Source organism: Pseudoalteromonas ardens (assembly GCF_030125445.1).
Lineage (GTDB): Bacteria > Pseudomonadota > Gammaproteobacteria > Enterobacterales > Alteromonadaceae > Pseudoalteromonas > Pseudoalteromonas ardens.
Map to the genome: position 1 here is coordinate 40,627 of NZ_JASJUV010000011.1, position 24,006 is coordinate 64,632.

Consider the following 24,006-nt stretch of genomic DNA (forward strand, 5'->3'; position numbering starts at 1 on the left):
CAATAACGATTAAGCAGTTGCTGCTTCTTTTTTCTCTTCTTTAGCAAGAGGAGACGCTTCAGTTACAGCGTTCTTAGTACGCATAACCAGGTTACGAAGCACTGCATCGTTGTAGCGGAAAGAAGTTTCAAGCTCGCTGATTACTTCAGTAGGTGCTTCAACGTTCAACAGAACATAGTGTGCTTTGTGAAGCTTTTCGATTGGGTAAGCCAGTTGACGACGGCCCCAGTCTTCTAGACGGTGGATTTTACCGCCAGCTTCTGTGATGGCACCAGTATAACGCTCGATCATACCAGGTACTTGCTCACTTTGGTCTGGGTGAACCATGAATACGATTTCGTAATGACGCATGGATATTCCTTACGGTTAATATAGCCTTGTCCCGTTTCGGCCAGTCGGGGTAAGGCAAGGAACTAAAGTTAGTTAGGCCGAAAGAGCGCGTATTTTACGTGTCGTGCTAAAAATAAGCAATCAGTTTATCGCTGAAAATTGGTGGAATAAGATTTAAAGTTGAGTGAGTAAGTCAGAATGAAAAAATAAGGATAAAATGAAGGTCGAAAACAAGAGGAAGTTGGAGCGGCACACGAGGTTCGAACTCGTGACCTCGACCTTGGCAAGGTCGCGCTCTACCAGCTGAGCTAGTGCCGCATTCCATAATTGCTCGATTGTTTTAAACGCTGGTGCGCGACGGGTCGCGTCTAACGTTTTAGCAGCTGAGCTAGTGCCGCTTCATAGAAAGTATCTAGTTTATACACCTGAAGAAGTGTTGGAGCGGCACACGAGGTTCGAACTCGTGACCTCGACCTTGGCAAGGTCGCGCTCTACCAGCTGAGCTAGTGCCGCATTCCTGATTACTCATGTTTCAAACGCTGGAGCGCGAAGGTTCGCGTCTAACGTTTTAGCAGCTGAGCTAGTACTGCTTCATAAAAAGTATCTGGTTTATACACCTGAAGAAGTGTTGGAGCGGCACACGAGGTTCGAACTCGTGACCTCGACCTTGGCAAGGTCGCGCTCTACCAGCTGAGCTAGTGCCGCATCACGGGGTATGGAAATATAATCCAATACAAACTCGTTATTTAGTCAGTTGAGTAAACTGATTATAGATTGGAGCGGCACACGAGGTTCGAACTCGTGACCTCGACCTTGGCAAGGTCGCGCTCTACCAGCTGAGCTAGTGCCGCTTCATAGTTTGCTCTATTATTTCAAACGCTAGTGCGCGACTGGTCGCGTCTAACGTTTTAGCAGCAGAGCTAGTGCCGCATCACGCACAAGCAACAAACAATGTTTGCCGTCTTGAGCGGGGCAGGATTCTACAAGATAGAAAAAGCATTGCAAGTACTTTTTCTAAATTTTTTAAAGATTGAAGAATTTTTGCTGATAGACCTTCAACTCCATAATGGAGTCTTTAATGTCGTCCAGAGCCAGATGAGAACTCTTTTTGTGGATCCCGTTTAACAGCTCAGGCTTCCAGCGACGTGCCAGCTCTTTAATCGTGCTAACGTCCAGGTTGCGGTAGTGGAAGTATTCTTCCAGCTCAGGCATGTATTTATTGAGGAAACGACGGTCCTGACCAATCGAATTACCACACATAGGCGATTTGCCCGGCGGTACCCATTGCTTCAGGAAGTCCAAGGTTTGTTTGATTGCATCAGATTCAGAATGAGAACTGGCCTTACAACGCGCAGTCAGGCCTGAGCGGCCATGCTGGTTTGTGCACCATTCATCCATATTATCAAGTAATTCATCACTTTGATGGATAGCAATTACAGGTCCCTCAGCCAGTACATTAAGATCACAGTCTGTGATCACAGTGGCAATTTCGAGGATCCTATCTGTTTTAGGTTCCAGACCCGTCATTTCTAAGTCGAGCCAGATCAGGTTTGATTCATGAAAAGACATACACTACCTAACGGTACTTTCCTTTAGATCCAATGCAATTAGATATATCATATTAGCTTCATCACTCGACCAAAAGCTTTTTTTTACAAAGCGGGGCAATTTATTGAGTTATAGTCCATGATTGGCCTGTATACCACTCGATAGCAATAAATCGTGTCGCGAGTTTATTAGATATGGCAAAACGCAAAAAACTCAGTAAGGGCCAATCCAGACGGATCAGTGCCAATCACCAAAAACGCTTGCATAAAGCGAAACAACAATCCGACACTCAGGTAAGCTGGCAAACAGACAATCTGGGCCCCACAGAACCTGCCGTGGTGATCAGCCGCTTTGGGCAACATGCCGATGTCGAGTGCGAAAATGGCGACGTGCTACGCTGCAATATCCGCCGTACCGTCACCAGTTTAGTGTGTGGTGACGAAGTGATTTTCCGTCGCGCCAAAGTGAGCGAAGGCGATTTGGCCGGCGTCATAGAAGCCGTCGAGCCTCGACGCTCTCAGCTGACCCGTCCGGATTTTTATGATGGGGTTAAGGTGGTGGCAGCCAACATAGATCAGATTTTAATGGTGTCCGCCGTGGTGCCTGAATTTACCCCACAGATCATTGACCGTTACCTGGTCGCCTGTGAAGACATGGGTATTGAACCAATTCTGTTACTCAACAAGGTTGACCTGCTCGATGACGAAGGCCTCGACTATGTCGATGAAGTCTTGGATATCTATCGCGACTTAGGTTACCGCGTCTTACTGGTCAGTAACAAGACTGGCGAAGGGATCGATGAACTCAAAGCCCTGCTGACAGAAAAGAATAATATCTTCGTTGGTCAGTCTGGGGTCGGGAAGTCAACGCTGGTCAATACGGTATTGCCTGATGCAGCCATCCTGACCCAGGAAGTATCCGAAAACAGTGGCCTGGGTCAGCACACCACAACCGTCTCTAAACTACATCACTTACCCAGTGGCGGTAACCTGATCGACAGCCCGGGGATCCGTGAGTTTGGTCTGTGGCATCTCGAAGTAGAGCGCGTGACCTGGTGCTTTAAAGAGTTCCGTGAGTTTATCGGTGGCTGCCGTTTTCGAGACTGCAAACACCTCAACGATCCCGGTTGCCTGATCCTGGAAGCGGTTGACGAAGGCAAAATAAGCGAACTGCGCTTCGACAGCTATCACCGCATTCTGGAGTCAATGGCAGATGGCCGTGCAGGTGCGCGCGCGCCAAGAGTTTGATACTATCTTCAAAATTTTTTCAGGAATAATAAAAGTGAACTTGGATAAACTAAAAATTGCCCTGCAATATGCTTTACCCAAACATGCCGTATCACGTTTGGTGGGAAAACTGGCAGCAGCCGAAGCGGGTGCACTGACAACCACCTTAATTAAACTGTTTATCAAACAATACAAGATAAACATGAGTGAAGCGCTGCATGAAGATCCAGCTCACTATAAAACCTTTAATGAATTCTTTACCCGCCCGCTGAAACCGGGGATCCGTCCGCTTGCTGAAGAAGCCAGCATCGTGGCACACCCGGTTGACGGCGCCATCAGCCAGCTGGGCGATGTAGTAGATGGTCAGATCATTCAGGCCAAAGGCCATGACTACAGCCTGCAAACCCTGTTGGGTGGCAAAGAGTCAGATGTAGCGCCGTATCTGGGTGGTAAATTTGCCACCATTTACCTGGCACCCAAAGACTATCACCGTATTCATATGCCCCTTGATGGTACGCTGAAAAAGATGATCTACGTGCCTGGCGACCTGTTCTCAGTTAACCCTTTGACGGCACAAAACGTCCCGAACCTGTTTGCACGTAACGAGCGCGTTGTGGCTATTTTCGACACTGAAATAGGTCCCCTTGCCATGGTATTGGTGGGCGCAACCATAGTAGCCAGCATTGAAACCATCTGGGCTGGTACTGTGACCCCACCCGCAGGCAAAGACGTCTTCAGCTGGGATTACCCGACCGAGGGTGACAACGCCGTTAAGCTGAAAAAAGGCGACGAAATGGGCCGCTTTAAGCTGGGCTCAACGGTGATCCTGGCCTGGGGAGAAGATAAAGCCGATTTCCTGGCAAACCAGTTACCAGAGACCGTTACCCGAATGGGTACGCCATTCGCGACCATTCGTGAATAAACCCACCCAGATAAGACACTAAAACAGCCCGCGCATGCGGGCTTTTTTGTGTCAGAGTGCCATGGTATAGCGCTTCGTTGAGCGTTACGGGCACCCAATCAGTGTACACACAGACCAGACGCACGAACCTGCGGGGCCTGTGTGGCAAGGCGCAAGGACTGAAACCCCACCAGCCACTTTAGGGGTTTCCTGTGGGTTTATCTCACGTCTTTGCGAGCTTAATTGTTTGAGATTTTTTTTAGAGAGTGTGATTTTCATAATGTTTCCTTATTGATGAATAAATCGACAATACGAAAACACAGTAACATGACAGCATTAGCAGCACACAGTACAGGTAGGATCTTTTTCCAATGTAAATTGCCTCTGCTGTAAACTTAACGCATCAACTACTATCATTTCGCTCGCCTTGTCTGGTACACCAGAGACAATCAAACTGACCGCTTTCATCGCCTGCATAGAGCCAATCATGCCAAGTAAAGGACTGACGACCCCGGCATTCTGACAATTTAATTCGGTAGACGTTGGCGATTCAGGGAAGACGCAATGATAGCAAGGAGACGATGCTCTGAAGTCAAATGATATAAACTGTCCCTGAGTGCCCAACGCTGCGCCAGAGATAAGCACTTTACGTTCACGCAGACAATACTGATTCAGTAAGTAGCGCGTGGCGAAGTTATCGCTGCAATCAAGGATCCAGTCACTGTCTTGCAGTACCGTGTCTATGTTGCTCGTGTCGAGTTTTAATGACAGCGGAATAAGTGATATTTGATTATTCAGACTCGTTAAGACTTTCCCTGCTGCTTTTGCTTTTGACTGGCCAATGTGATTGATCTTATACAAAATCTGCCTTTGTAAATTCGACAGCTCAACTGCATCATCATCACAAAAGGTCAACTGACCAACACCGCTTGCCGCTAAATAAAACAACGCAGGGCTTCCCAGGCCACCACACCCTATCACGGCCACCCGGGCATCTTTGAGCCGGATCTGGCCAGCTTCAGATACCGCATTGAGCAGTAAATGGCGGCTATACCTCAGCCGCTCTTTGTCACTGAGTTCTGTACTCATGATTCGCCAGTGGCCCGCTTCAGGTCAATAATCGCTTGCCTGTGATCACTGGCCTCGGTAATGGCACGTACCACAGCAACACTCCCGACACCCGTTGCAGCGACCTGAGGAGCACGAGTCAGGTCGATCCCCCCAATAGCCACCGTGGGGTAAGTCTCACGCATCAGGGGCACAAAATGTCTGAGTTTCTCCAGCCCCTGGATTTGACCTGTCATGTCTTTGGTCGTGGTCGGGTATATCGCCCCAAACGCCAGGTAGCTCGGCCGGTAGTTATGAGCGCGTAGCATTTCGTAAAAGCCATGTGTTGATACCCCAAGACGTAAACCCGCCTGTTGAATGGCAACCAGATTAGCCGAATCCAAATCTTCCTGACCAAGATGGACACCATAAGCCCCATGGCGAATAGCCAGTTCCCAATGGTCGTTTATAAAGACCCGGCCCTGATACTTTTCCCCCAGTGTGATAGCACACTGGATGTCTTCTTCAAGCGTAGCCTCGTCAGCTTGCTTGATTCTGAGTTGCACCGTTTTCACGCCCTCAGCCAGGCACTTTTCCACCCAGTCTACAGAATCAACAACAGCATAGAGCCCCAACTCTTCTCCCACCGGCGCAAAACCCGCAGCAAAGTTAAACTCTTCGCTAACCGCAAACTCCAGCTCATCGCCCAGCCAGCTACCCGCTTCTATGACCTGTGGAAAATCGCTGATCTGCTCAGGGAATCCAGCATGGGCCAGTGGCCCCCTGCCCTCACCAAATCGCTGTGCCACTTTCAGCCCCTGATTGATATAGGCTTTGGCCAGAATAAAGGCATCTTTGATAGGGTAGCCTTTCGCCAGACACGCGGCGACAGAGGATGCAAAGCTACAACCAGTGCCATGACTGTGTGGTGTTTGTATTGCCTCATTGCCAAGCCAATACTCTTCGCCTTCGCTCCAGCAATAATCGATACAGTAACCATTAGGATAATCCCAGTGACCACCTTTAATAATCACCGATTTCACCCCCAGATCCCTCAGTTTACGGGCAGCGTCTCTGACTGCGTCTGGGCCAATCAGATATACCCCAGTCAGTACCTGTGTTTCCTGCGTATTGGGCGTGATCACGTCAACCAGCGGCAAGAGGTACTTTTTCAGCGCGTCCAGGGTATCTTCTTCGGTCAGCGCATCGCCACTGGATGCAATCGCAACAGGATCAAAAACCACCACAGGCGGTCTTTCCCAGCGGCTTTTGTACTGTGCCAGATGCTCTGCAACCAACTGGATCTGCGTACTATTAGCCAGCATGCCAATCTTAATCACAGTCGCTTTTAAATCAGCTTCAAGCGCCAGTAACTGAGATTCCAGTACCTCACTGGACACCGCGTTAATTTCCTCTACCGCGAGGCTATTTTGCGCCGTCAGTGCGGTTACGGCCGTGCAGGTTTGCACACCAAAGCTGTGCATAGCTTTCACATCAGCCTGTATGCCTGCTCCCCCACCCGAGTCCGACCCTGCAATGGTCCATACCAGTTCAGCCACAATTACTCCTACTTATTCTGTTGAACATGGGCGCATTATTAAATGTGATGCGCCACACAGTCTTCACGACACGTAAACGTGTGTTTAATTCTGATGCCAAAAAGGCATACCCATAGTTGGGGTAGAAGGCGCCGCCACCTCTTTCTCAGGCATCGCTTGCGCCACATAGGCAGCACGCCCGGCAACAACCGCGTGATGAAAGGCGCTGGCCATAGTCACCGGACACCCGGCACCCGCAATGGCCGAATTTAACAATACCGCGTCATAACCCAGCTCCAGCGCCTGAACGGCATGAGATGGCAAACCCAGCCCTGCATCGACAATCAGGGTATGATTAGGCAAACGCTCTCGAATAGTTTGCAAATTATAGGGATTGAGTAAACCTTTACCAGTACCTATGGGAGCCCCCCAGGGCATCAGGACTTCACAGCCCAGATCCGCCAGACGCTGACACACCACTAAGTCATCGGTGCAGTAGGGCAACACTTTAAACCCTTGCTTTATTAAAATCTCGGTTGCTTCGAGCAACGCGATCGGATCTGGCTGTAAGTTGTATTCATCCCCGATGAGTTCCAACTTTATCCAGTCAGTGGCAAACACTTCGCGACACATTTGCGCCAGTGTCACCACCTCTTTAACACTGTGACACCCGGCGGTATTGGGTAATACCCGCAAGCCAGTATCCTTGATCAATTGCCAGAAATCATCCCCGGCAGACACAGAATTTTGTCGCCGTAAAGAAACTGTCACGATTTGTGCCTGAGAAGCCAGCAAACTTTGCTGCATCACTTCCGGCGAGGGATAAAGTGCAGAGCCTATCAACAATCGGCTGTCAAACTGCTCTCCATAAACCGTGAAAGGTGTATCAGTCTGCATCATCAGCCTCCCTGAATCGGCGATAACAACTCAATGCTATCACCTTCTTGCAATCGCTGCTCCGCCAGCCCGCTGCGCGGTACAAACTGGCCATTGAGCGCAACCGCGTATGGCGCTTTCGCCCCCTGTGCTTCAATTACCTCTAACAGTGAGTGTGGCTGCGACAACGTGAGTGCCTGACCATTGTAACTAATATTCATAATACCCCTTGTTGTAACGCTTGTTTCACCACCGCAGGTGCCAGCAAAAAGCCGTGTCGATACAGACCATTAATTCGGATCACATTGTCTGTAACACTGATTTGTGGGCGATTGTCTTTATATGCCGGGCGTAACCCTGCACGTAATGACATCACGCGTCCCTCGGCAAAACCGCTGTGCACCGTATAAGCCGCCGATAACAACTCCAACGTCGAACGCACTGTGATATCGCCCCGATCCTGAGACTCAATTTCGGTGGCACCTATCACAAATTCATGGTTTGGCTTAGGTGCAATATAGAGAGGATAACGCGGATGCATAAGACGCACTGGGCGTTGTAAGTTCACCTCAGGCGCATGAATGCGTGCAACTTCACCCCGCACGCCACGCAACCCTGGACTCTGTGCTTTTGCGTCTAACCCGCGGCAATCGATGATCCAGTCAAACGCGTCACCATTCACACGACCCTGTTCGATCTGTGCATCAGCCCCTTCATGAAAGCACACGCCCATTTTCTGTAATGTACTGAGGCTCGCTGCAAAGAATGCCAGATTATCGAGTTGACCTTCACAAGGTAAATACAACCCCTGATGAAATCGACCGGCTAACTCAGGCTCTAACGCACCAATGCCGCGGCCATCCAGGCTTTGTGCCTGATGACCAGCCAGAGGCTTAAGGCGACGCTGAAAACTCAGTAAATCACCCCTGTCTTGCTGATGCGCAACAATCACGGTCCCTTGCTGCTGAAAAAAGACCGGTGTCTCAAGTTTGGCCAGTAACTCCGGCCATAAGACCATCGCTTCTAAGCCCAGCTCCGCCAGATCTTGCTCACAAATCACAGATTCAGCCATAGGTGCGAGCATAGCCGCAGCTAAAGTCCCAACGCTGGAAGGCGCCGAGACCGGGTCACGTTCAAAGATACTCAGGTGATAGTGTTCGGCCAACATCAGGGCAGTCACCCGACCGATCAGGCCAAAACCGACGATGGCAACACGCGGTTTATTTGTCTGGGACATCTTGCCTCCATGCGGACCCAGTTGGGCCCGCCGTCTTCAATCACAGTGCTTTATGGTATAGCTCTGAGCCCGTCTCTTTGAACTCGCGTGATTTATTTTTCATTTCGGCTTCCACGTCGATCATTTTTATCGCGATGGCTTCGCCTGCGTTGTTTGGATCTATGCCCTCAGCTTCCAGCTGCTTAGCATAGTCACGTACATCCTGGGTGATCTTCATTGAGCAAAACTTAGGACCACACATAGAGCAGAAATGTGCGACTTTACCCGATTCCTGCGGCAGTGTTTCATCGTGATAAGACAACGCGCGTTCCGGGTCCAGACTCAGATTGAACTGATCGTGCCAGCGGAACTCAAAGCGTGCTTTAGACAAAGCATTGTCGCGAATTTGTGCGCCAGGGTGACCTTTGGCCAGATCGGCCGCATGCGCCGCAATCTTGTAAGTGATCAGACCCTCTTTCACGTCTTCTTTATTTGGCAGACCCAGATGTTCCTTCGGCGTCACGTAACACAGCATCGCCGTACCGTACCAGGCAATTTGTGCCGCACCAATACCCGATGTGAAATGATCATAACCCGGTGCAATATCTGTAGTCAGTGGGCCAAGCGTGTAAAAAGGCGCTTCATGACAGTGCTTTAATTGCTCATCCATGTTTTCTTTGATCAGGTGCATAGGGACATGGCCCGGACCTTCAATGAACACTTGTACGTCGTGTTTCCAGGCGATCGTTGTCAACTCACCTAAGGTACGTAACTCAGACAGTTGCGCTTCGTCATTGGCGTCTGCAATTGACCCCGGACGCAAACCATCACCTAAAGAGAAACAGACATCGTACTGTTTCATGATTTCACAAATGTCTTCGAAGTGTGTGTACAGGAAGTTTTCTTTATGGTGCGCCAGACACCATTTCGCCATGATAGACCCACCACGTGACACGATACCTGTGACACGCTTAGCCGTCATGGGCACATAGCGTAGCAGTACACCTGCGTGGATTGTGAAGTAGTCCACGCCCTGCTCTGCCTGCTCAATCAGAGTATCGCGGAAAATCTCCCAGGTCAGATCTTCAGCCACGCCATTCACTTTTTCAAGCGCCTGGTAAATCGGTACCGTACCGATCGGCACAGGAGAGTTACGCACTACCCACTCACGGGTTTCATGAATATAACGTCCAGTAGACAGGTCCATCACCGTATCTGCACCCCAGCGTGTTGACCACACCAGCTTTTCCACTTCTTCTTCAATAGAAGAAGTCACCGACGAGTTACCTATGTTGGCATTTACCTTCACCAGGAAGTTACGACCCACAATCATTGGCTCTGTTTCAGGGTGATTGATGTTGTTTGGCAAGATGGCGCGACCACGAGCGATCTCAGAGCGGACAAACTCCGGGGTAATGAAATCCGGGATCTCCGCACCAAAAGACTGACCTTTGTGCTGCTGTGCCAGTAACTCTTCACGGATCTTGGCACGCCCCATATTTTCACGGATCGCCACATATTCCATTTCCGGGGTCACAATGCCACGACGCGCATAGTGCATTTGCGTAACGTTTTGCCCGGGTTTAGCACGGCGTATTTTAGGCAAGTTTTCAAAACGAATGTGATCTAACCCTTCGTCTGCCATACGCTGCTGAGAAAATTGCGAAGTGACCGATTCCAGCACCTCTGTATCATCCCGGTCTAAAATCCACTGTTCGCGGAATTTCGGTAACCCCGTGCGCACGTCCAGCTTGAACTCAGGATCGGTATAAGGGCCCGATGTATCGTAGACACGAACCGGCTCATTTTGCTCATAAATCGGATCTTCTTCAGTGCCACCAATAAAAGAATCGCTTAGGGTAATCTCACGCATTCCGACGCGTACACCCGCCTGCTCGCCATCAACATAGACTTTTTCAGAATTGGGAAAGGGTTGTCCGGTAAGATTATAAATAAAGTCCGACGCGGCCTCGCGCGACTCACGACGTGATAACTTGCTACTGTTGTTTGACATGACATGCCTCATTATTAAGTTAAGGTGTCTTGTCAGAACTCCACAAAGGGAGCGAGAAGGGTCCAAACCAAACTCACAGCAGTGAATACTGTGTGCTGGTTTCATTCAGTGGAGCATGTTGGCACAGGCACAACATGGCTGGCAACCTAGATATCTTGCGATATACCAACTTAGGTAGCTTGTTCCCTACGCAGGCATTAACCTGATCAGGTCCACGGATCCCGCAATACTGCGATCTCAGCCCAAATGGGCACTCCGACAAGTAACGAACTGTGAAAAAGTGTACTGAATCGCGCCTAGTTAGTCAAAGGCTCTGCGTCCAGCGCTTTAAATTGCCAGATCTTCTGGCCTTGCATATGTAGCTTGCTATTTTGGATGGTAACGGTCACGCCCTGCTGTAACATCTCCAGAAACTGCATTTCTTGCGTATCCAGCGCATCGCCACATGACTTGCGAGTCATGCCTAACTGAGCCAATTTGAGCACATCAGACTCCATGTTGCCCTCAGCAAAAAACCGATTACAACCCGCAAATCCAACCACCTGTAAAGCATCGAGAAATTCGATTTCGATAGCAGTAGCATCTGCAACACTACGTCCATCAACCTGAGTTAACTGCCAGTGAGAGTGCTTAAGCTGTTCCCTGGTTACCTTCCCTGTACTGGAACATGCCATCAATATTACGCACATTAGGCATAAAAGAATGGAAATTTTCATGGTAAACCAACCGCTTAAAATATGATTAATATTATAACGTCAGGCGGTATGGAAAAGGCAGTAAAAATCTGTAATTTTCTGCCTTTTTAGTAAAAAAATCAGCCGAAAAGCTGATCAATTTCCTGAGGTAGGAACGGACGACCGCGTTCATTCACCGATGTACCAGTAACAACGGCATCCAGCATGAGTTTATCGTCTTGGGTACGGATAATGCGCTGAACAAATGCGAACTTCAGTTTACTGACGCGCAATGTTTCGACTTCTACGTAAAAAGCATCGCCTGGCTTCAACGAGTCTTTATAATTCATTTCAGAGCGGATCACCACCAGATTGATTTTTTGCTCAGCCAGCGCGGCGAAATCGATACCATTGGCTATCAAAAACTCATGCCTGGCGTGTTCCAGATAATTAAAATAAACACTGTTATTCACAATGCCCTGTAAGTCACATTCATAATCCCTGACTTTGAAATCAAGCTTAAATGTCATGGCTTTTCCTCTTCACTAAGTTGCCGAATTTATAACACATATTAACTGTTAACTGGTCGGGCTTTTGCTACACTGTGCGCAATCAAAAATGGAACAAGATAAGACATGAAGCTTAAACTTTCTCTGCTTAGCACCAGCCTGTTGGCTGCCCTGTCATACCAAGCCGTGGCTGACGAATCACGCACTGCTGCGCCCCTTGAAACCATTGAAGTCACCGGCGACTTCCAAACAGAATCCCTGCAAACGCTGAGTGCCAGTGCAAGCGTGATGGGTGAAGTAGAAATGACCCACCGCGGTGCCAGTTACCTCGATGAGCTACTGAACAGCACAGCCAATGTTAACTTTACTGCTGGGGCATCACGTGGCCGCTTTGTACAGATCCGCGGAGTGGGCCTGCGCTCTCAGTTTGTCGACCCAATCACCCCCAGTGTTGGCATGCTGGTCGATGGTATTAATTACTCTGGCCTGGGTGGCAGTGCTCTGCTATTCGACATTGACCAGGTCACCCTATATCGCGGCCCGCAGGGCACCCGCTTTGGTGCCGATGCAATGGGCGGGATCATCGATCTTCAATCTCATGCACCCACTCAAGATACTGCTCTTAAACTGCGCGTCGGCGCAGGGAATTATAACAGCTACGAAGCGGGCCTGGCTGCGGGTACCGGATTAACGGACAACACGGCCGCCCGTGTCAGTCTGTATCAGCGTGGCTCTGACGGGTATGTCGATAACCTGTATCTGAATAAGCCGACTCAGGATCAACAGGAACGACTGGCACGTTTTAAACTGAACAGCCAGCTTACAGACACACTGACTGTGAGCCTGGCTGTGCACCACATTGATATTGATAACGGCTATGATGGATTCACTTTGGATAATACGCGTAATAGCGTAGCCAACCAGCCAGGTAAAGACACACAAAACAGTGATGCCTTTGCACTCAGTGCACTGTACACCGGACTGAGCGCCTTTGATGTAGAAGTCCAGGGTACGGGGTTACAAGCGGATACTGAGTATAGCTACGATGAGGATTGGACTTGCCATGATGCAACCCAACCTCAGCTGTGCGCCGCCGGGTTACACCCAGATCACTATGTCAGCTTCGACAAGTACCTGCGCGATCATGAACGCGGCAGTCTGGAAGTGAAGCTCAAAGACAAACAAGGCGACTGGGTTGTAGGTGCCTACGCGCAGCGTCGTGACGTTGACCTGACTCGCCAGTACACTTGGTTAAACACTGATTTTCGCTCCAGCTATGATGTATCCAGCCAGGCGCTATTTGGCCAGAAAGTCACGCATCTGAATGAACAGACTCGCTTGATCACCGGGCTACGAGTTGAGCGCTATGACAGTGAGTACACAGATACTAACGGCTTCACCATAGATCAGGATGAGACTATGATGGGCGGTAAGCTGGCTCTGGAGTATCAGGTGGTACCACGTACCATGATCTACACCAGCCTGAGCCGCGGCTATAAAGTCGGTGGTGCCAATGGCGAAGCTCTGGCAAAAGCGAAAGACGAAGGGTTCAATATCCCCGCTTCAGCGTTCTCCTTTGAACCCGAATACCTGTGGAATGCTGAATTCGGTGTGAAAGGCCAATCTGAAGATAAAAAGCACACACTTGCCGTCACTGCCTTCTATATGGAACGCGAAGATATGCAGCTTAAGCAATGGCAAATTGATGGTGTGCAATTTGCGGGCTTCATCAGTAATGCAGGTAAAGGTGAGAACTACGGTCTGGAAATCGAAGGCCAGCGTCTGATCACAGATCGGCTGACGCTAAACTACAGTCTGGGTTATCTCGATACTAAAATTGAGGACTTTATCACCACATCAGGTGATAACGTCGACGGTCGTGAGCAAGCACAGGCACCCAAATATCAATATGCGTTCGCAGCAGACTACAGCATTCTGGAAAACCTGGTGGTCACACTGGGCCTGGAAGGGAAAGATGACTATTTCTTCTCGGACAGCCACAATGAGCAGGCTCCGAGCCAAAACCTGATCAATGCCAGTGTAAGTTATTATGGTGAACAATGGTCATTGACTGCCTGGGGACGTAATCTGGCCGATCGCGACGTGCCCGTCAGAGGATTTTACTTTGGTAATGATCCACGTGATGGCTACACGGCGCAAAACTATGTTCAGTACGGTGAGCCTCGGGTATTTGGCCTGACATTCACATACGATCTGTAAGCCTAATAAAAAAGGCGCTCGATGAGCGCCTTTTTTATATTCCAAACGAATAATATCAAGTCATTATTCCGGCAGGTTACGACCGTAAAATACTTCCTGTATTTCTCTATTCAGACGCTCACGGATCTGCTCTTCTTCTTCAGTATTCAGGTCATCCGTTGTGATGCCGAATAAATAGGTATTCAGATCGGTTTCTTTTAGCATCATCTTGGTGTGGAACAGGTTTTCCTGATACACATTCACATCCACCATGTGATATGCCTCTTTGGTGTCTTCCGTCATATAATTCTGGATAGAGTGGATCGCATGATCTATGTAGTGTTTTACGCCGTTCACGTCACGTGTAAAACCACGTACACGATAATCTATGGTCACGACATCTGATTCCAGCTTATGGATCAGGAAGTTGAGCGCCTTCAGCGGAGAAATAATGCCACAGGTCGATACTTCGATATCAGCACGGAATGTACAAATACCATCATGCGGGTGTGCTTCAGGATAGGTGTGTACACAGATATGACTTTTATCCAGGTGCGCAACAACCGAATCCGGTAACGGACCAGGCGCTTCATTGCTGTCGAATGTCTGTTGTTCTACTGGCTCTTCTGATACCAGAATGGTGACACTCGCCCCCTGAGGATCATAATCCTGACGCGCAATATTCAGTACATTGGCACCAATGATATCGACAACATCGCGCAGAATGTCGGTCAGACGGTCAGCACTGTACTGTTCATCGATGTATTCCAGATATTCTTTTCGCTGCTGCTCGGTCTTTGCATAGCAAATATCATAGATACTAAAGCTTAAACTCTTAGTTAAGTTGTTAAAGCCATGGAGTTTAATTTTATCAAAGGGCTTGTTCACGATAGACCCACCTTAAAACGTGAAAATCTGCGCTGCAGAAATAAAAGTTCGCGGATTTTATACGAAAATAGCGTCTCGAAAAAGCACTATTTTGCGCTGTTTTCAACCACCTCATGGCTATGGGTAATTTCTACTGCTTTTTCAAGCATTAAGGCCACAGAACAGTACTTCTCGGCAGACAATTGTACGGCCCGTGCCAGGTGCTTTTCAGACACATTATTGCCAGTCACTACAAAGTGTAGATTGATCTTTGTAAATACTCTAGGTGCGCTCTCAGCGCGCTCTGCCGTCAGTTCCACAGTGACATCACTGACATCCTGTTTGGCTTTTTTCAGGATACTCACCACATCCACGGATGAGCAGCAACCTGCTGACATCAACACCATTTCCATCGGGCTAGGTGCAGCACTGTCAGCACCTGTATCAAAAACCACATTATGACCAGAATGAGATCGCCCAATAAAGGTATCGCCGTCAACCCACTTCACACTTGCTTGCATGTTTATTATTCCTCTAGTTCCTAAAACTAATAACACCGCCATGAGGCGGTGTTATCTTTAATTCCTGACAGCCAAAACAGCGTCAGTTAATTGCATTATCGAACAGGTTCTTCACTAACCCGGCAAATTCTTCAATAAATTCTCGTTGTTCTTCGGTTACGCGTTGCTCAGTGACGCTGGAGAGTACTTCCTGCAAATCATACACGATGCCGTCAACTTCTCTGACAATCAGGCTACGTTGTTCGGTCGTCAATCCGGTCTGTTGCTCACAGAGGCGGATCACGTGCTCAGCAATCACATCTTCTATTAACTCCAACACCTTAGGTGCATTGGCTTTCACCACACCCGGCTTCTCAAACAAGGCTAAGTGTTGCGTTAGGTACATGACTAACTCATCGTATCCTTGTTTATCTAAAACCATATATTGCCCACCTGAATGTATCAATGACATCTCCTATTGATTTAAGCAGAAACTAGTTTTGATTGCTACTTTTGATATTTGCTGACCAACAAAAAAGCAGCCAAGTTTTACGCAAGGCTGCTTTTTCCAATACTAAAGGGTGAGAATCTAACGGTAATCCACCTTAATAATAAAGGGGAGTCTCACCATTTAGGATTTTACTCGATTGTCAGGCCCGGACTCAAGGTACCTGGCAAAGTTACTTTGTCCAGTTCTACCGAAGCCACAGGGTATGCACAGTAGTCTGCTGCATAGTAGGCACTTGCTCTGTGGTTACCAGATGCACCGATACCACCAAACGGAGCTGCACTCGAAGCACCTGTGATAGGGCGGTTCCAGTTAACAATACCAGCACGGCTGCGACGCAAGAAGTGCTCGTAATCCGCCTGATTGTCACCCAGTAAACCGGCAGACAGACCAAAGCTGGTGTCGTTGGCCTTTTCAATCGCCGCATCAAAGTCGTTGTAACGGAAAACCTTCAGCAATGGACCAAAGTGCTCATCATCGGGGAAGTCAGTCACTTTGCTACATTCAATGATGCCTGGGGTTACAAAACCTGTGCCTTCTGTATGTGTCAGCTCAAGCAAAATTTCACCACCAAGCTCAACCAGCTGTTGCTGTGCTGCAACCATACCAGCAGCGGCGTTGTTAGAGATCATAGAGCCCATGAACGGCTGATCTTCAGCATCATAGTTACCAATCTTAATCGCTTTAGTCGCTTTAAGCAGTTGCGCCAGGATCACATCACCCTGCTCACCTTCAGGCAGGAACAGTTTACGTGCACAAGTACAACGCTGACCACTTGAGATAAATGCCGACTGGATGATGTCATGTACGGCCGCTTTGGTATCTGCGACATCTTTAACGATCAGTGGGTTGTTACCGCCCATTTCCAACGCCAGAATTTTGCCAGGCTGACCAGCATACTGTTCGTGTAACAGGTGACCAGTACGAGAAGACCCAGTGAAGAACAGGCCATCGATGCCTTTGTGCGACGCCAATGCTTTACCCGTTTCAACTTCACCCTGTACCAAATTAACCACACCGTTTGGCAGACCCGCCTGCTCCCATAGCTTCAATGTCAGCTCTGCAACATAAGGCGTCAGTTCTGATGGCTTGAAGATCACTGTGTTACCTGCAAGCAATGCCGGCACGATATGGCCATTAGGCAGGTGACCCGGGAAGTTATAAGGACCAAAAACGGCAACTACACCATGGGCTTTGTGACGAATAACAGCGCGGCCCACTGGCATTGGGTTTTCAACCACACCCGTGCGCTCGTGGTAGGCTTTTTCAGAAATGGCAATTTTACCGACCATGGCACCCGCTTCAGTACGCGTTTCCCACAGTGGTTTACCCGTTTCCTGAGCAATGGCGACAGCCAGGGCTTCACTGTTTTCTTTCAATAGCTCGGCAAAGCGCTTAACTACGGCCAGGCGCTCTTCAAACGCCAGCTCGCTCCAGGTATAGAAGGCTTCACGTGCTGCTTTAACGGCACTGTCAACTTGCGCTGCCGATGCCGCGTTTGCACGCCAGATCTCTTCGTTGTTTGCCGGGTTTACCGACGCAAACGCTGCGCCTTCACCTAAGCGCCACTCACCATTGATAAACTGTGCTGCGTGTGTTGTCATAATTCTTTCCCAATTATAGAGTTGCAATACTAACGGTGTCACCGTCAGCGATCTGAAGGGCCTTAGCTACCGCACCAGGGATAGCAACTTCCGTTGCTTTTTCTGGTAACGTTAACGTCAGTGCCGTCGCACGATATCCCGCTAGTTTATCATTAGCTATCATCACGGGGGAACCTTCTGCGTCGATCTTAACCTGATCATCAATGCGGACTGTATACTTGCGCACTTCACGCACGGTACGGATATTGTCGACTTTGGCTTCTACGGTTGGGCCGGCATCGAAAATATCAACGTAGCCATTGAACGTAAAGCCTTCGCTCTTAAGTAACTCAATCGCCGGGCGGGTATTGTCATGTACTTCACCGACCACAGACTGCGCTTCTTTGCTAAGCAGATTGACGTAGATCGGGTACTTTGGCATCAACTCAGCAATGAATACTTTTTGACCAATACCAGTCAGGTAATCTGCGGTTGGAAAATCCATCGAGAAAAAGTGCTCTTCCAGCCACTGCCAAAACGGACTGTCGCCATTTTCATCAGAGACACCGCGCATCTCAGCAATCACCGTTTCTGCAAAGCGATCACGATGCTGGTTGATAAACATGAAACGTGACTTTGACAATAATTTGCCATTTAATCCGCGACGGTATTTATCGCGCAGGAATAACGTGCACAACTCAGTGGCACCGGTGTAGTCATTACACAGGGTAAGAATATCCACTGCTTTGTAAACATTCAAAGTCCGCGATGAGTGGATCACTTTACTTAAGTGGTAGTGATAGAAGGCATCATCAAGACCCACTGCGGCTTCGATGGCACTGGTGCCAACGACTTCGCCTGTTTCACTGTCTTCAAGTACAAATAAGTAGCCTTCATCAAAAGGTACATCTGTTTCTTTAGCAAATGAAGCAACTGAACGTTCGATCTTGTTTTGCAGCAATTCTTCATTGACCGGCAATGAAGTAAAGCCATGCCCCGACTCCTGGGCAATGTTCAAAAGCGCTGAATAATCGCTTTTCTGGATTGGGCGAAGGATCATCATGAGCCCGCTTACTCCTCAAAAAATGTAGATAGCTGAGTCGCACACACAGGTGCGACCCACATGTCACCAACTGAAATTAGGCGTTGTTTGCAACCACACGTGCTACAGCCACCTCAAAGCGTGCCATACCTTCACGGATATCCGCATCAGGAATAACCAAAGACGGCGTGAAACGCACTACGTTGGCACCGGCAACCAAAGACATGACGCCTTGATTAATGCCTTCAACCAGGAACTCTTTTGCTTTACCCTGATACTTGTCGTTCAGTACGCCACCCAGTAGCAAACCTTTACCACGGATCTCGCTGAATACCTGGTGCTTCTCGTTGATGTCGTTTAATAGCTCACGGAACAAGGCTTCTTTTTCTTTCACGCCATTGAGCACTTCAGGTGTATTTACTGTGTCCAGCGCAGCTTCTGCAACCGCACATGCCAGCGGGTTACCACCATAGGTCGAACCGTGCGTACCAATTTTAAGGTGCTCTGCAATCTCAGCAGTTGTGATCATTGCGCCAATAGGGAAACCACCACCCAGCGCTTTTGCCGTTGTCAGGATGTCAGGCGTTACACCTAGTCCCTGATAAGCATATAAGTCACCAGTACGGCCGACACCCGTTTGCACTTCATCAAAGATCAACAATGCGTTGTGCTTGTCACACAGTGCACGTACACCCTTCACAAAGTCTGCTTCTGGAGAAATGATACCGCCTTCACCTTGTAGTGGTTCCATCATAACGGCACATGTGTTGTCTGAGATCAGCGCTTCCAGTGCCGCCAGGTCATTGTAGTCACTGTGTACAACATCGCCCGGTTTAGGACCGAAGCCATCAGAGTACGCAGCCTGACCACCGACAGTCACAGTGAAGAAAGTGCGGCCATGGAAGCCTTTATTGAATGCGATGATTTGTGATTTTTGCTCACCGAACTTGTCCAAAGCCCAACGACGCGCCAGTTTTAATGCTGCTTCGTTTGCTTCTGCACCAGAGTTTGCAAAATAAACTTTGTCTGCGAAGGTCGCATCAGTCAGTTTTTTCGCCAGGCGAAGTGCCGGCTCATTGGTCATTACGTTAGACAGGTGCCAGATTTTCTCGCCCTGCTCTTTCAGCGCTGCAACCAGTGCCGGGTGACAGTGACCCAGACAATTTACTGCGATACCGCCCGCGAAATCGATGTATTCTTTGTCATTTTGGTCCCATACGCGCGCACCTTCACCCTTAACCGGGATTACTGCAGAAGGTGAATAGTTAGGCACCATTACCTGATCGAAAAGTTCACGATTGATAGTCATTTTGATTCCTCATTTTGGTGAGTACAGCACTCAACCGGGGCAGGCAGTGATACATGAAATCTCAGCGACAGCGATGTAAAAGACCTGAATTTTTCCCAATTGGTGCAAAATTCATACGCTCATTATTTCAAAAAAAAGCGCATTTGTCTCATATTAAACACCGTGCTAGCCCTTTATATTCAAGGGATTAGTATATAATTTCATTCTCAGTGAATAACTATTAAGGCGCTTAAAATTAACGCCCCTATAACTTCAAGGTGTTTACTGAGATCCTCCGCTTACCCGGGATGAATGAATAAGCGGGAAAAAAGTGTGGCTTTTTTTACAGGATAGTCAATTGTAGGCTTTGCAGTGCTGTTTTTGACAGCAGATCTTGCTCTTCGCGAGTGAGTTGATTGAAGGCAAGCCAATCTTTGGCTTCATCCGCTTCTAATAAATGGGTGTCTTTTAGGACCTGATACTGTGCATAGCAATACGCTTTACGCACCACCTGAGTGAGTGGTAATTGATCGGTAGCATGATTATTCGCCTTTGGCAGATAGCTTTGCGCAAACTCTTCAATCGCAGCATTAAACGGCAAATAACGAAACTCCATCCGTTCAATCAGATACTGAGACACGGTAGCGGAGTGTTCCAGCAGTAAGTTACGCAGGAACAGCGGATCCGGCTCCAGACCAACCAGAGCGGTATGCAAGTCTTTTTGTTTTTTGTCACGGGCTATCTTTACCTTACCTTGCCAGACCCGCTCAAAAGTGCGCAAATATAATCGCGTCAGGGCTATTTTGCCAACATCCAACAACATCCCCAGCGTAAACGCATGCTGCTCTTTTACGCCATACAGCGGAGCCAGGGTTTTAGCCGCAATGGAGGTTGCCATGCTCATATCACGCAACTTGCGCTTTAATAATGGAAAAGGTTCGGTTGAGTGAGGCATCCAATGACGCACGGCAAATGTGGGGATCACCATTTGCAGGTTTTCCAGTCCCAGATATCGTAATGCCAATGCTGGCGTATCCACCTTCACCGCTGTGCCTTTTACGCTCTTTTTACGATACTGAGGGAGATTCACCAAAGACACCAAATCTCTGCCCATCCAGGACAAGTCGTTAACCAATGGTTCCAAGCGCCCGACTGATGCCGACTTCACAGCCAGAATGTCTAACACCGTTGGCACGGCCTCCTGAATGCCCACCACTTCATGATAAATCGTATCCAAATCTTCCAGCTGGGTATTAATGGCAGCTTCGATAACCTGATGCAAATGAGTACTGGCTTTGGCAATATATTTATGATGACTGGTACTGCGCTCCTGACGTTTGGCGGCCGCAGCAAGCTCTACCTCAAGCATAGTGCGTTGTGGTATCCGCTCGCCAAAATTCATATCAAAGGTATGAATGTAGCCAATCTGCTGTTGCGCAAAGTTATGGCTAATTAGTACATCATGAGCACGCTCTGCCAGCGCTTGTGCGATCCTAAGTTGCCTAATGTCATCAGTCATCAATTATGTTCTTTTCCGGTATTGTCGGGGGTTACTTTTCTAAGGTTAGAAGCGACTTATAAAGTTATCAAGTAGCCGCAGACCATGCTCGGTCAGAATGGCCTCAGGGTGAAATTGGACACCTTCCAACGCCCGCTCAGTATGGCATAAGCCCATGATTTCATCTAGTTCACCCGAACTATTTTGCGTCCAGGCTGTCACCTCAAGGGAGTCTGGTAGACTCGCTTGTTGCACAACCAAAGAGTGGTACCGACAGACCTCAAAGCGTGTAGGTAACCCTTTGAATGAGCCCCGCTGATTATGCACCAGCGTTGAGGTTTTACCATGCATGACTTGCCTGGCACGTACGACGCGTGCTCCCGTTGCCTGAGCAATTGTTTGGTGCCCCAGGCAGATGCCCAGAATGGGAATTTGCCCCTGAAATGCATCAACTACCGACAGGGACACACCCGCTTCATTAGGCGAACAGGGGCCAGGAGAAATCACAATATGATCCGGGTTAAGTGCACGAATGTCAGAGATCGATAGCGCATCATTACGATGCACCACAACTTCCTGATCAAGACGTTGAAAATATTGCACCAAATTGAACGTAAAAGAATCATAATTGTCTATCATAAGTAGCATACTGCGCTATCCTTGTGATGTCGTATTAAAGCGGTTTAAATCTGATTATATCATGCCATTAAGCCGGGTCAGGCTACTGACCCGATGCTTTGGTGGTAGCCTGTATCTGACTCTCTTTTTGATAACCCGACGCCCCTTTAACGATATATCTGAGTTGCCAGATCAACCGCTCGGTCAACTCTGCTCGCTGCTGTGCATCCTGATCTAATGCCTCCGCACCGGAACTAAACACCAAGGTCACCATCGCCTCCGCCTGCATGTATGCATGATTGGCATCACAAGGCGTTTCGGTCTCCAGATAATGAGACAACTCCATGATGAAATGTTTGATCTCTCTGGCGACAGCAGCCCTGAACGCCGGAGACGTGCCAGAGCGTTCACGTAATAACAATCGAAACTGGTTGCTGGAGGTTTCTATGAATTCCATAAAGGTGAGTACTGAAGTATGGATCACGCTTCCACCCCCTTTGGCAATTCTGCGTCGAGCCTGACGCATTAGCTGACGCAAGGTCAGGCCGGCTTCATCCACCATTGTCAGGCCCAGCTCATTCATGTCTTTAAAGTGGCGATAAAAGGAAGTAGGCGCGATCCCCGCCTCACGGGCAACTTCACGTAAACTGAGGTTGGTAAAGCTATGCTCAGCACTGAGCTGATTAAACGCTGCCTCTATCAACGCCTGGCGCGTTTTTTGTTTTTGCTGGGCACGAACACCTGACATGGACGCAATTCCTATAATTTATTGGCTCAGATCGACAATAGTGGGAGTCTAATACTTGACGACGCAAGTTTGAAATACTATTTTAGCGTACAAGTGTACGCTGAGATTTAAAAAATGAAAAAACCGCCTTTGTTGTGGACTAATGTCTTGTTCTTTAGTCTGTCCTTTCTTGCTGCTATAACGCTAGTACCCTGGTATGGGTTCGAATATGGATACAGCGCAACGCACTGGATTGCGTTTGTTGGATGTATGTTTTACGCCGGTATGTCGATCACTGCAGGCTATCATCGCCTGTGGGCTCATAAAGCCTATGATGTTCATCCTGTTATTCAGGTTTTCTTTGCCCTGGGTGGCGCGTTTGCGCTGCAAAATAGCGCGTTACACTGGAGCAGTGACCACCGTATTCACCATGGTCAGGTCGACGACCCAATCAAAGATCCCTATGCCGCAACACGTGGCTTCTGGTACAGCCACATCGGCTGGATGCTCAGAGACTACCAGGGAGACAATTACGGTGACTACAGCAATGCCCGCGATTTACAACGCAACAAAATCGTGATGTGGCAACACAAGCACTACCTGAAGCTGGTGCTACTTACCAATATCGGCATCCCCTTGTTGCTGGGTCTGATGCTGGGCGACATCCTGGGTATGCTGCTATTAGCCGGCGTATTGCGGCTCGTGCTCAGTCAGCACTTTACTTTCTTTATCAATTCCCTGGCACACATCTGGGGAAAACGCCCATACACCGAGAAAAACACCGCACGAGACAACGGTTTTCTGGCGCTGCTCACCTACGGTGAAGGCTATCACAATTTCCACCACATCTTTGCCAGCGATTATCGCAACGGCATTCGCTGGTATCATTATGATCCAACCAAGTGGATGATCCGGGGTCTTTCATACCTGGGACTGGCCAGCAAGCTGAAACGAACACCGATTGAGCGGATCGAAAAAGCCAAAGCAGAAACCTTATTGAATAAGACTAAAGTTACCCTGGCGAAATTGCCTTTGGCGCAGGATAAGCTTACATTGTTACAACAAGAGTATGATTTACTGCTGAAAAAGCTTCAGCACTTCTGTGCCGTGCAAAAGCAGGTACTGGAAACGAAAAAGCATGCCATGCGCGAACAATGCGAGCAATCGGCCCTGTTAAAACAGTATCAAGAACTGGAACAGGCCTGGGAAGCGCAAAAACAGGCATGGCTGGCATTAAACTCGAGGTTGTTAAAGGGCGCCACCAGCTAACCCAGTAACGGCCTCACAAGTCATTATG

23 protein-coding genes, 4 tRNA genes and 1 riboswitch are annotated in these 24,006 nt (G+C 48.6%); of the genes, 4 read left to right on the forward strand and 23 right to left on the reverse strand.

All coding sequences use genetic code 11. The features are described from left to right. Positions 1-9 precede the first annotated feature (9 nt). The 6 genes from rpsF to orn all read right to left on the reverse strand — a co-directional run bounded on the left by rpsF (position 10) and on the right by orn (position 1,899). The gene (gene rpsF, locus QNM19_RS22755) at positions 10-351 is read right to left on the reverse strand and encodes a 30S ribosomal protein S6 (RefSeq protein WP_010386261.1); all 342 of its coding nucleotides are present in this window, start codon (positions 349-351) and stop codon (positions 10-12) included. A gap of 221 nt (positions 352-572) precedes the next feature. Next, a tRNA-Gly gene (locus tag QNM19_RS22760) sits at positions 573-648 on the reverse strand. Between the two features lie 119 nt (positions 649-767). Continuing rightward, positions 768-843: transfer RNA gene (locus QNM19_RS22765), tRNA-Gly, on the reverse strand. Between the two features lie 116 nt (positions 844-959). Continuing rightward, positions 960-1,035 (reverse strand) — tRNA-Gly (locus QNM19_RS22770). Between the two features lie 70 nt (positions 1,036-1,105). Continuing rightward, positions 1,106-1,181 (reverse strand) — tRNA-Gly (locus QNM19_RS22775). A 172-nt stretch (positions 1,182-1,353) separates the two neighbouring features. Beyond that, positions 1,354-1,899, reverse strand: coding sequence for an oligoribonuclease (gene orn / locus QNM19_RS22780; RefSeq protein ID WP_010386260.1), 546 nt, complete (start codon positions 1,897-1,899; stop codon positions 1,354-1,356). A 173-nt stretch (positions 1,900-2,072) separates the two neighbouring features. Between orn and rsgA the strand changes: the two genes are divergently transcribed. Further along, entirely contained in the window at positions 2,073-3,125 is a 1,053-nt protein-coding gene (rsgA, locus tag QNM19_RS22785) for a small ribosomal subunit biogenesis GTPase RsgA (protein ID WP_058796943.1), read from the forward strand. Positions 3,126-3,159: 34 nt separating this feature from the next. After that, positions 3,160-4,026: an archaetidylserine decarboxylase gene (asd, locus tag QNM19_RS22790; RefSeq protein WP_284027248.1), complete on the forward strand. Its 867-nt coding sequence runs from the start codon at positions 3,160-3,162 to the stop codon at positions 4,024-4,026. Positions 4,027-4,341: 315 nt separating this feature from the next. On the opposite strand, the gene QNM19_RS22795 is transcribed toward asd, so the two are convergent. The 8 genes from QNM19_RS22795 to QNM19_RS22830 all read right to left on the reverse strand — a co-directional run bounded on the left by QNM19_RS22795 (position 4,342) and on the right by QNM19_RS22830 (position 11,900). Then, positions 4,342-5,094 carry a HesA/MoeB/ThiF family protein gene (locus tag QNM19_RS22795; RefSeq protein ID WP_049864892.1) on the reverse strand — a complete coding sequence of 251 codons (753 nt, stop codon included), beginning with the start codon at positions 5,092-5,094 and terminating at the stop codon, positions 4,342-4,344. Next, on the reverse strand, positions 5,091-6,611 hold the full coding sequence (gene thiE, locus QNM19_RS22800) for a thiamine phosphate synthase (RefSeq protein ID WP_049864893.1): 1,521 nt from the start codon (positions 6,609-6,611) through the stop codon (positions 5,091-5,093). The genes QNM19_RS22795 and thiE overlap by 4 nt, the downstream gene beginning before the upstream one ends. An 84-nt stretch (positions 6,612-6,695) precedes the next feature. Next, positions 6,696-7,487, reverse strand: coding sequence for a thiazole synthase (locus QNM19_RS22805; RefSeq protein ID WP_040644547.1), 792 nt, complete (start codon positions 7,485-7,487; stop codon positions 6,696-6,698). A gap of 2 nt (positions 7,488-7,489) precedes the next feature. Continuing rightward, positions 7,490-7,687, reverse strand: coding sequence for a sulfur carrier protein ThiS (thiS, locus tag QNM19_RS22810; RefSeq protein WP_049864894.1), 198 nt, complete (start codon positions 7,685-7,687; stop codon positions 7,490-7,492). Continuing rightward, entirely contained in the window at positions 7,684-8,703 is a 1,020-nt protein-coding gene (locus QNM19_RS22815; protein ID WP_049864895.1) for an FAD-dependent oxidoreductase, read from the reverse strand. The genes thiS and QNM19_RS22815 overlap by 4 nt, the downstream gene beginning before the upstream one ends. Before the next feature lie 40 nt (positions 8,704-8,743). After that, positions 8,744-10,696 carry a phosphomethylpyrimidine synthase ThiC gene (gene thiC, locus QNM19_RS22820; protein WP_049864897.1) on the reverse strand — a complete coding sequence of 651 codons (1,953 nt, stop codon included), beginning with the start codon at positions 10,694-10,696 and terminating at the stop codon, positions 8,744-8,746. Between the two features lie 166 nt (positions 10,697-10,862). Beyond that, a riboswitch (TPP riboswitch) is annotated at positions 10,863-10,964 on the reverse strand. Positions 10,965-10,992: 28 nt separating this feature from the next. Further along, positions 10,993-11,370: an META domain-containing protein gene (locus tag QNM19_RS22825; RefSeq protein WP_049864898.1), complete on the reverse strand. Its 378-nt coding sequence runs from the start codon at positions 11,368-11,370 to the stop codon at positions 10,993-10,995. 140 nt (positions 11,371-11,510) lie between these two features. Beyond that, positions 11,511-11,900 carry an acyl-CoA thioesterase gene (locus QNM19_RS22830; protein ID WP_049864899.1) on the reverse strand — a complete coding sequence of 130 codons (390 nt, stop codon included), beginning with the start codon at positions 11,898-11,900 and terminating at the stop codon, positions 11,511-11,513. Positions 11,901-12,005: 105 nt separating this feature from the next. On the opposite strand from QNM19_RS22830, the gene QNM19_RS22835 reads away from it, so the two are divergent. Beyond that, on the forward strand, positions 12,006-14,099 hold the full coding sequence (locus QNM19_RS22835) for a TonB-dependent receptor (RefSeq protein WP_284027249.1): 2,094 nt from the start codon (positions 12,006-12,008) through the stop codon (positions 14,097-14,099). 63 nt (positions 14,100-14,162) lie between these two features. Here QNM19_RS22835 and speD read toward each other — a convergent pair whose 3' ends face one another. The 9 genes from speD to fabR all read right to left on the reverse strand — a co-directional run bounded on the left by speD (position 14,163) and on the right by fabR (position 22,730). Continuing rightward, positions 14,163-14,966: an adenosylmethionine decarboxylase gene (gene speD / locus QNM19_RS22840; protein WP_010386245.1), complete on the reverse strand. Its 804-nt coding sequence runs from the start codon at positions 14,964-14,966 to the stop codon at positions 14,163-14,165. Positions 14,967-15,052: 86 nt separating this feature from the next. Then, complete coding sequence (locus QNM19_RS22845; protein WP_049864900.1) at positions 15,053-15,466, reverse strand: OsmC family protein; 414 nt, start codon at positions 15,464-15,466, stop codon at positions 15,053-15,055. 82 nt (positions 15,467-15,548) lie between these two features. Next, positions 15,549-15,887: a DUF3802 family protein gene (locus QNM19_RS22850; RefSeq protein WP_010386242.1), complete on the reverse strand. Its 339-nt coding sequence runs from the start codon at positions 15,885-15,887 to the stop codon at positions 15,549-15,551. A gap of 197 nt (positions 15,888-16,084) precedes the next feature. After that, positions 16,085-17,557, reverse strand: a complete 1,473-nt coding sequence (gene astD / locus QNM19_RS22855) for a succinylglutamate-semialdehyde dehydrogenase (RefSeq protein ID WP_049864901.1) — start codon at positions 17,555-17,557, stop codon at positions 16,085-16,087. Positions 17,558-17,570: 13 nt separating this feature from the next. After that, positions 17,571-18,599, reverse strand: a complete 1,029-nt coding sequence (gene astA, locus QNM19_RS22860; RefSeq protein ID WP_049864902.1) for an arginine N-succinyltransferase — start codon at positions 18,597-18,599, stop codon at positions 17,571-17,573. Between the two features lie 76 nt (positions 18,600-18,675). Continuing rightward, positions 18,676-19,887 carry an aspartate aminotransferase family protein gene (locus QNM19_RS22865; protein ID WP_049864903.1) on the reverse strand — a complete coding sequence of 404 codons (1,212 nt, stop codon included), beginning with the start codon at positions 19,885-19,887 and terminating at the stop codon, positions 18,676-18,678. Positions 19,888-20,209: 322 nt separating this feature from the next. After that, complete coding sequence (locus QNM19_RS22870) at positions 20,210-21,385, reverse strand: HDOD domain-containing protein (RefSeq protein ID WP_049864904.1); 1,176 nt, start codon at positions 21,383-21,385, stop codon at positions 20,210-20,212. A gap of 45 nt (positions 21,386-21,430) precedes the next feature. Then, positions 21,431-22,012 carry an anthranilate synthase component II gene (locus QNM19_RS22875; RefSeq protein WP_049864905.1) on the reverse strand — a complete coding sequence of 194 codons (582 nt, stop codon included), beginning with the start codon at positions 22,010-22,012 and terminating at the stop codon, positions 21,431-21,433. Positions 22,013-22,085: 73 nt separating this feature from the next. Continuing rightward, on the reverse strand, positions 22,086-22,730 hold the full coding sequence (fabR, locus tag QNM19_RS22880) for an HTH-type transcriptional repressor FabR (RefSeq protein ID WP_049864906.1): 645 nt from the start codon (positions 22,728-22,730) through the stop codon (positions 22,086-22,088). Positions 22,731-22,844: 114 nt separating this feature from the next. Here fabR and QNM19_RS22885 point away from each other — a divergent pair, with 114 nt between their 5' ends. Next, positions 22,845-23,978 (forward strand): acyl-CoA desaturase, encoded by a 1,134-nt coding sequence (locus tag QNM19_RS22885; RefSeq protein WP_049864907.1) that lies wholly within the window; start codon positions 22,845-22,847, stop codon positions 23,976-23,978. The last annotated feature ends 28 nt before the right edge of the window (positions 23,979-24,006 follow it).

Excerpts from the sequence above, each read along its gene's own strand:
- rpsF (WP_010386261.1), bottom strand. The coding sequence starts at position 351 with ATGCGTCATTACGAAATCGTATTCATGGTTCACCCAGACCAAAGTGAG.
- orn (WP_010386260.1), bottom strand. The coding sequence starts at position 1,899 with ATGTCTTTTCATGAATCAAACCTGATCTGGCTCGACTTAGAAATGACG.
- rsgA (WP_058796943.1), top strand. The coding sequence starts at position 2,073 with ATGGCAAAACGCAAAAAACTCAGTAAGGGCCAATCCAGACGGATCAGT.
- QNM19_RS22795 (WP_049864892.1), bottom strand. The coding sequence starts at position 5,094 with ATGAGTACAGAACTCAGTGACAAAGAGCGGCTGAGGTATAGCCGCCAT.
- QNM19_RS22805 (WP_040644547.1), bottom strand. The coding sequence starts at position 7,487 with ATGCAGACTGATACACCTTTCACGGTTTATGGAGAGCAGTTTGACAGC.
- thiS (WP_049864894.1), bottom strand. The coding sequence starts at position 7,687 with ATGAATATTAGTTACAATGGTCAGGCACTCACGTTGTCGCAGCCACAC.
- QNM19_RS22815 (WP_049864895.1), bottom strand. The coding sequence starts at position 8,703 with ATGTCCCAGACAAATAAACCGCGTGTTGCCATCGTCGGTTTTGGCCTG.
- thiC (WP_049864897.1), bottom strand. The coding sequence starts at position 10,696 with ATGTCAAACAACAGTAGCAAGTTATCACGTCGTGAGTCGCGCGAGGCC.
- QNM19_RS22825 (WP_049864898.1), bottom strand. The coding sequence starts at position 11,370 with ATGGCATGTTCCAGTACAGGGAAGGTAACCAGGGAACAGCTTAAGCAC.
- QNM19_RS22830 (WP_049864899.1), bottom strand. The coding sequence starts at position 11,900 with ATGACATTTAAGCTTGATTTCAAAGTCAGGGATTATGAATGTGACTTA.
- QNM19_RS22835 (WP_284027249.1), top strand. The coding sequence starts at position 12,006 with ATGAAGCTTAAACTTTCTCTGCTTAGCACCAGCCTGTTGGCTGCCCTG.
- QNM19_RS22845 (WP_049864900.1), bottom strand. The coding sequence starts at position 15,466 with ATGCAAGCAAGTGTGAAGTGGGTTGACGGCGATACCTTTATTGGGCGA.
- QNM19_RS22850 (WP_010386242.1), bottom strand. The coding sequence starts at position 15,887 with ATGGTTTTAGATAAACAAGGATACGATGAGTTAGTCATGTACCTAACG.
- astD (WP_049864901.1), bottom strand. The coding sequence starts at position 17,557 with ATGACAACACACGCAGCACAGTTTATCAATGGTGAGTGGCGCTTAGGT.
- astA (WP_049864902.1), bottom strand. The coding sequence starts at position 18,599 with ATGATGATCCTTCGCCCAATCCAGAAAAGCGATTATTCAGCGCTTTTG.
- QNM19_RS22865 (WP_049864903.1), bottom strand. The coding sequence starts at position 19,887 with ATGACTATCAATCGTGAACTTTTCGATCAGGTAATGGTGCCTAACTAT.
- QNM19_RS22870 (WP_049864904.1), bottom strand. The coding sequence starts at position 21,385 with ATGACTGATGACATTAGGCAACTTAGGATCGCACAAGCGCTGGCAGAG.
- QNM19_RS22875 (WP_049864905.1), bottom strand. The coding sequence starts at position 22,012 with ATGCTACTTATGATAGACAATTATGATTCTTTTACGTTCAATTTGGTG.
- fabR (WP_049864906.1), bottom strand. The coding sequence starts at position 22,730 with ATGTCAGGTGTTCGTGCCCAGCAAAAACAAAAAACGCGCCAGGCGTTG.
- QNM19_RS22885 (WP_049864907.1), top strand. The coding sequence starts at position 22,845 with ATGAAAAAACCGCCTTTGTTGTGGACTAATGTCTTGTTCTTTAGTCTG.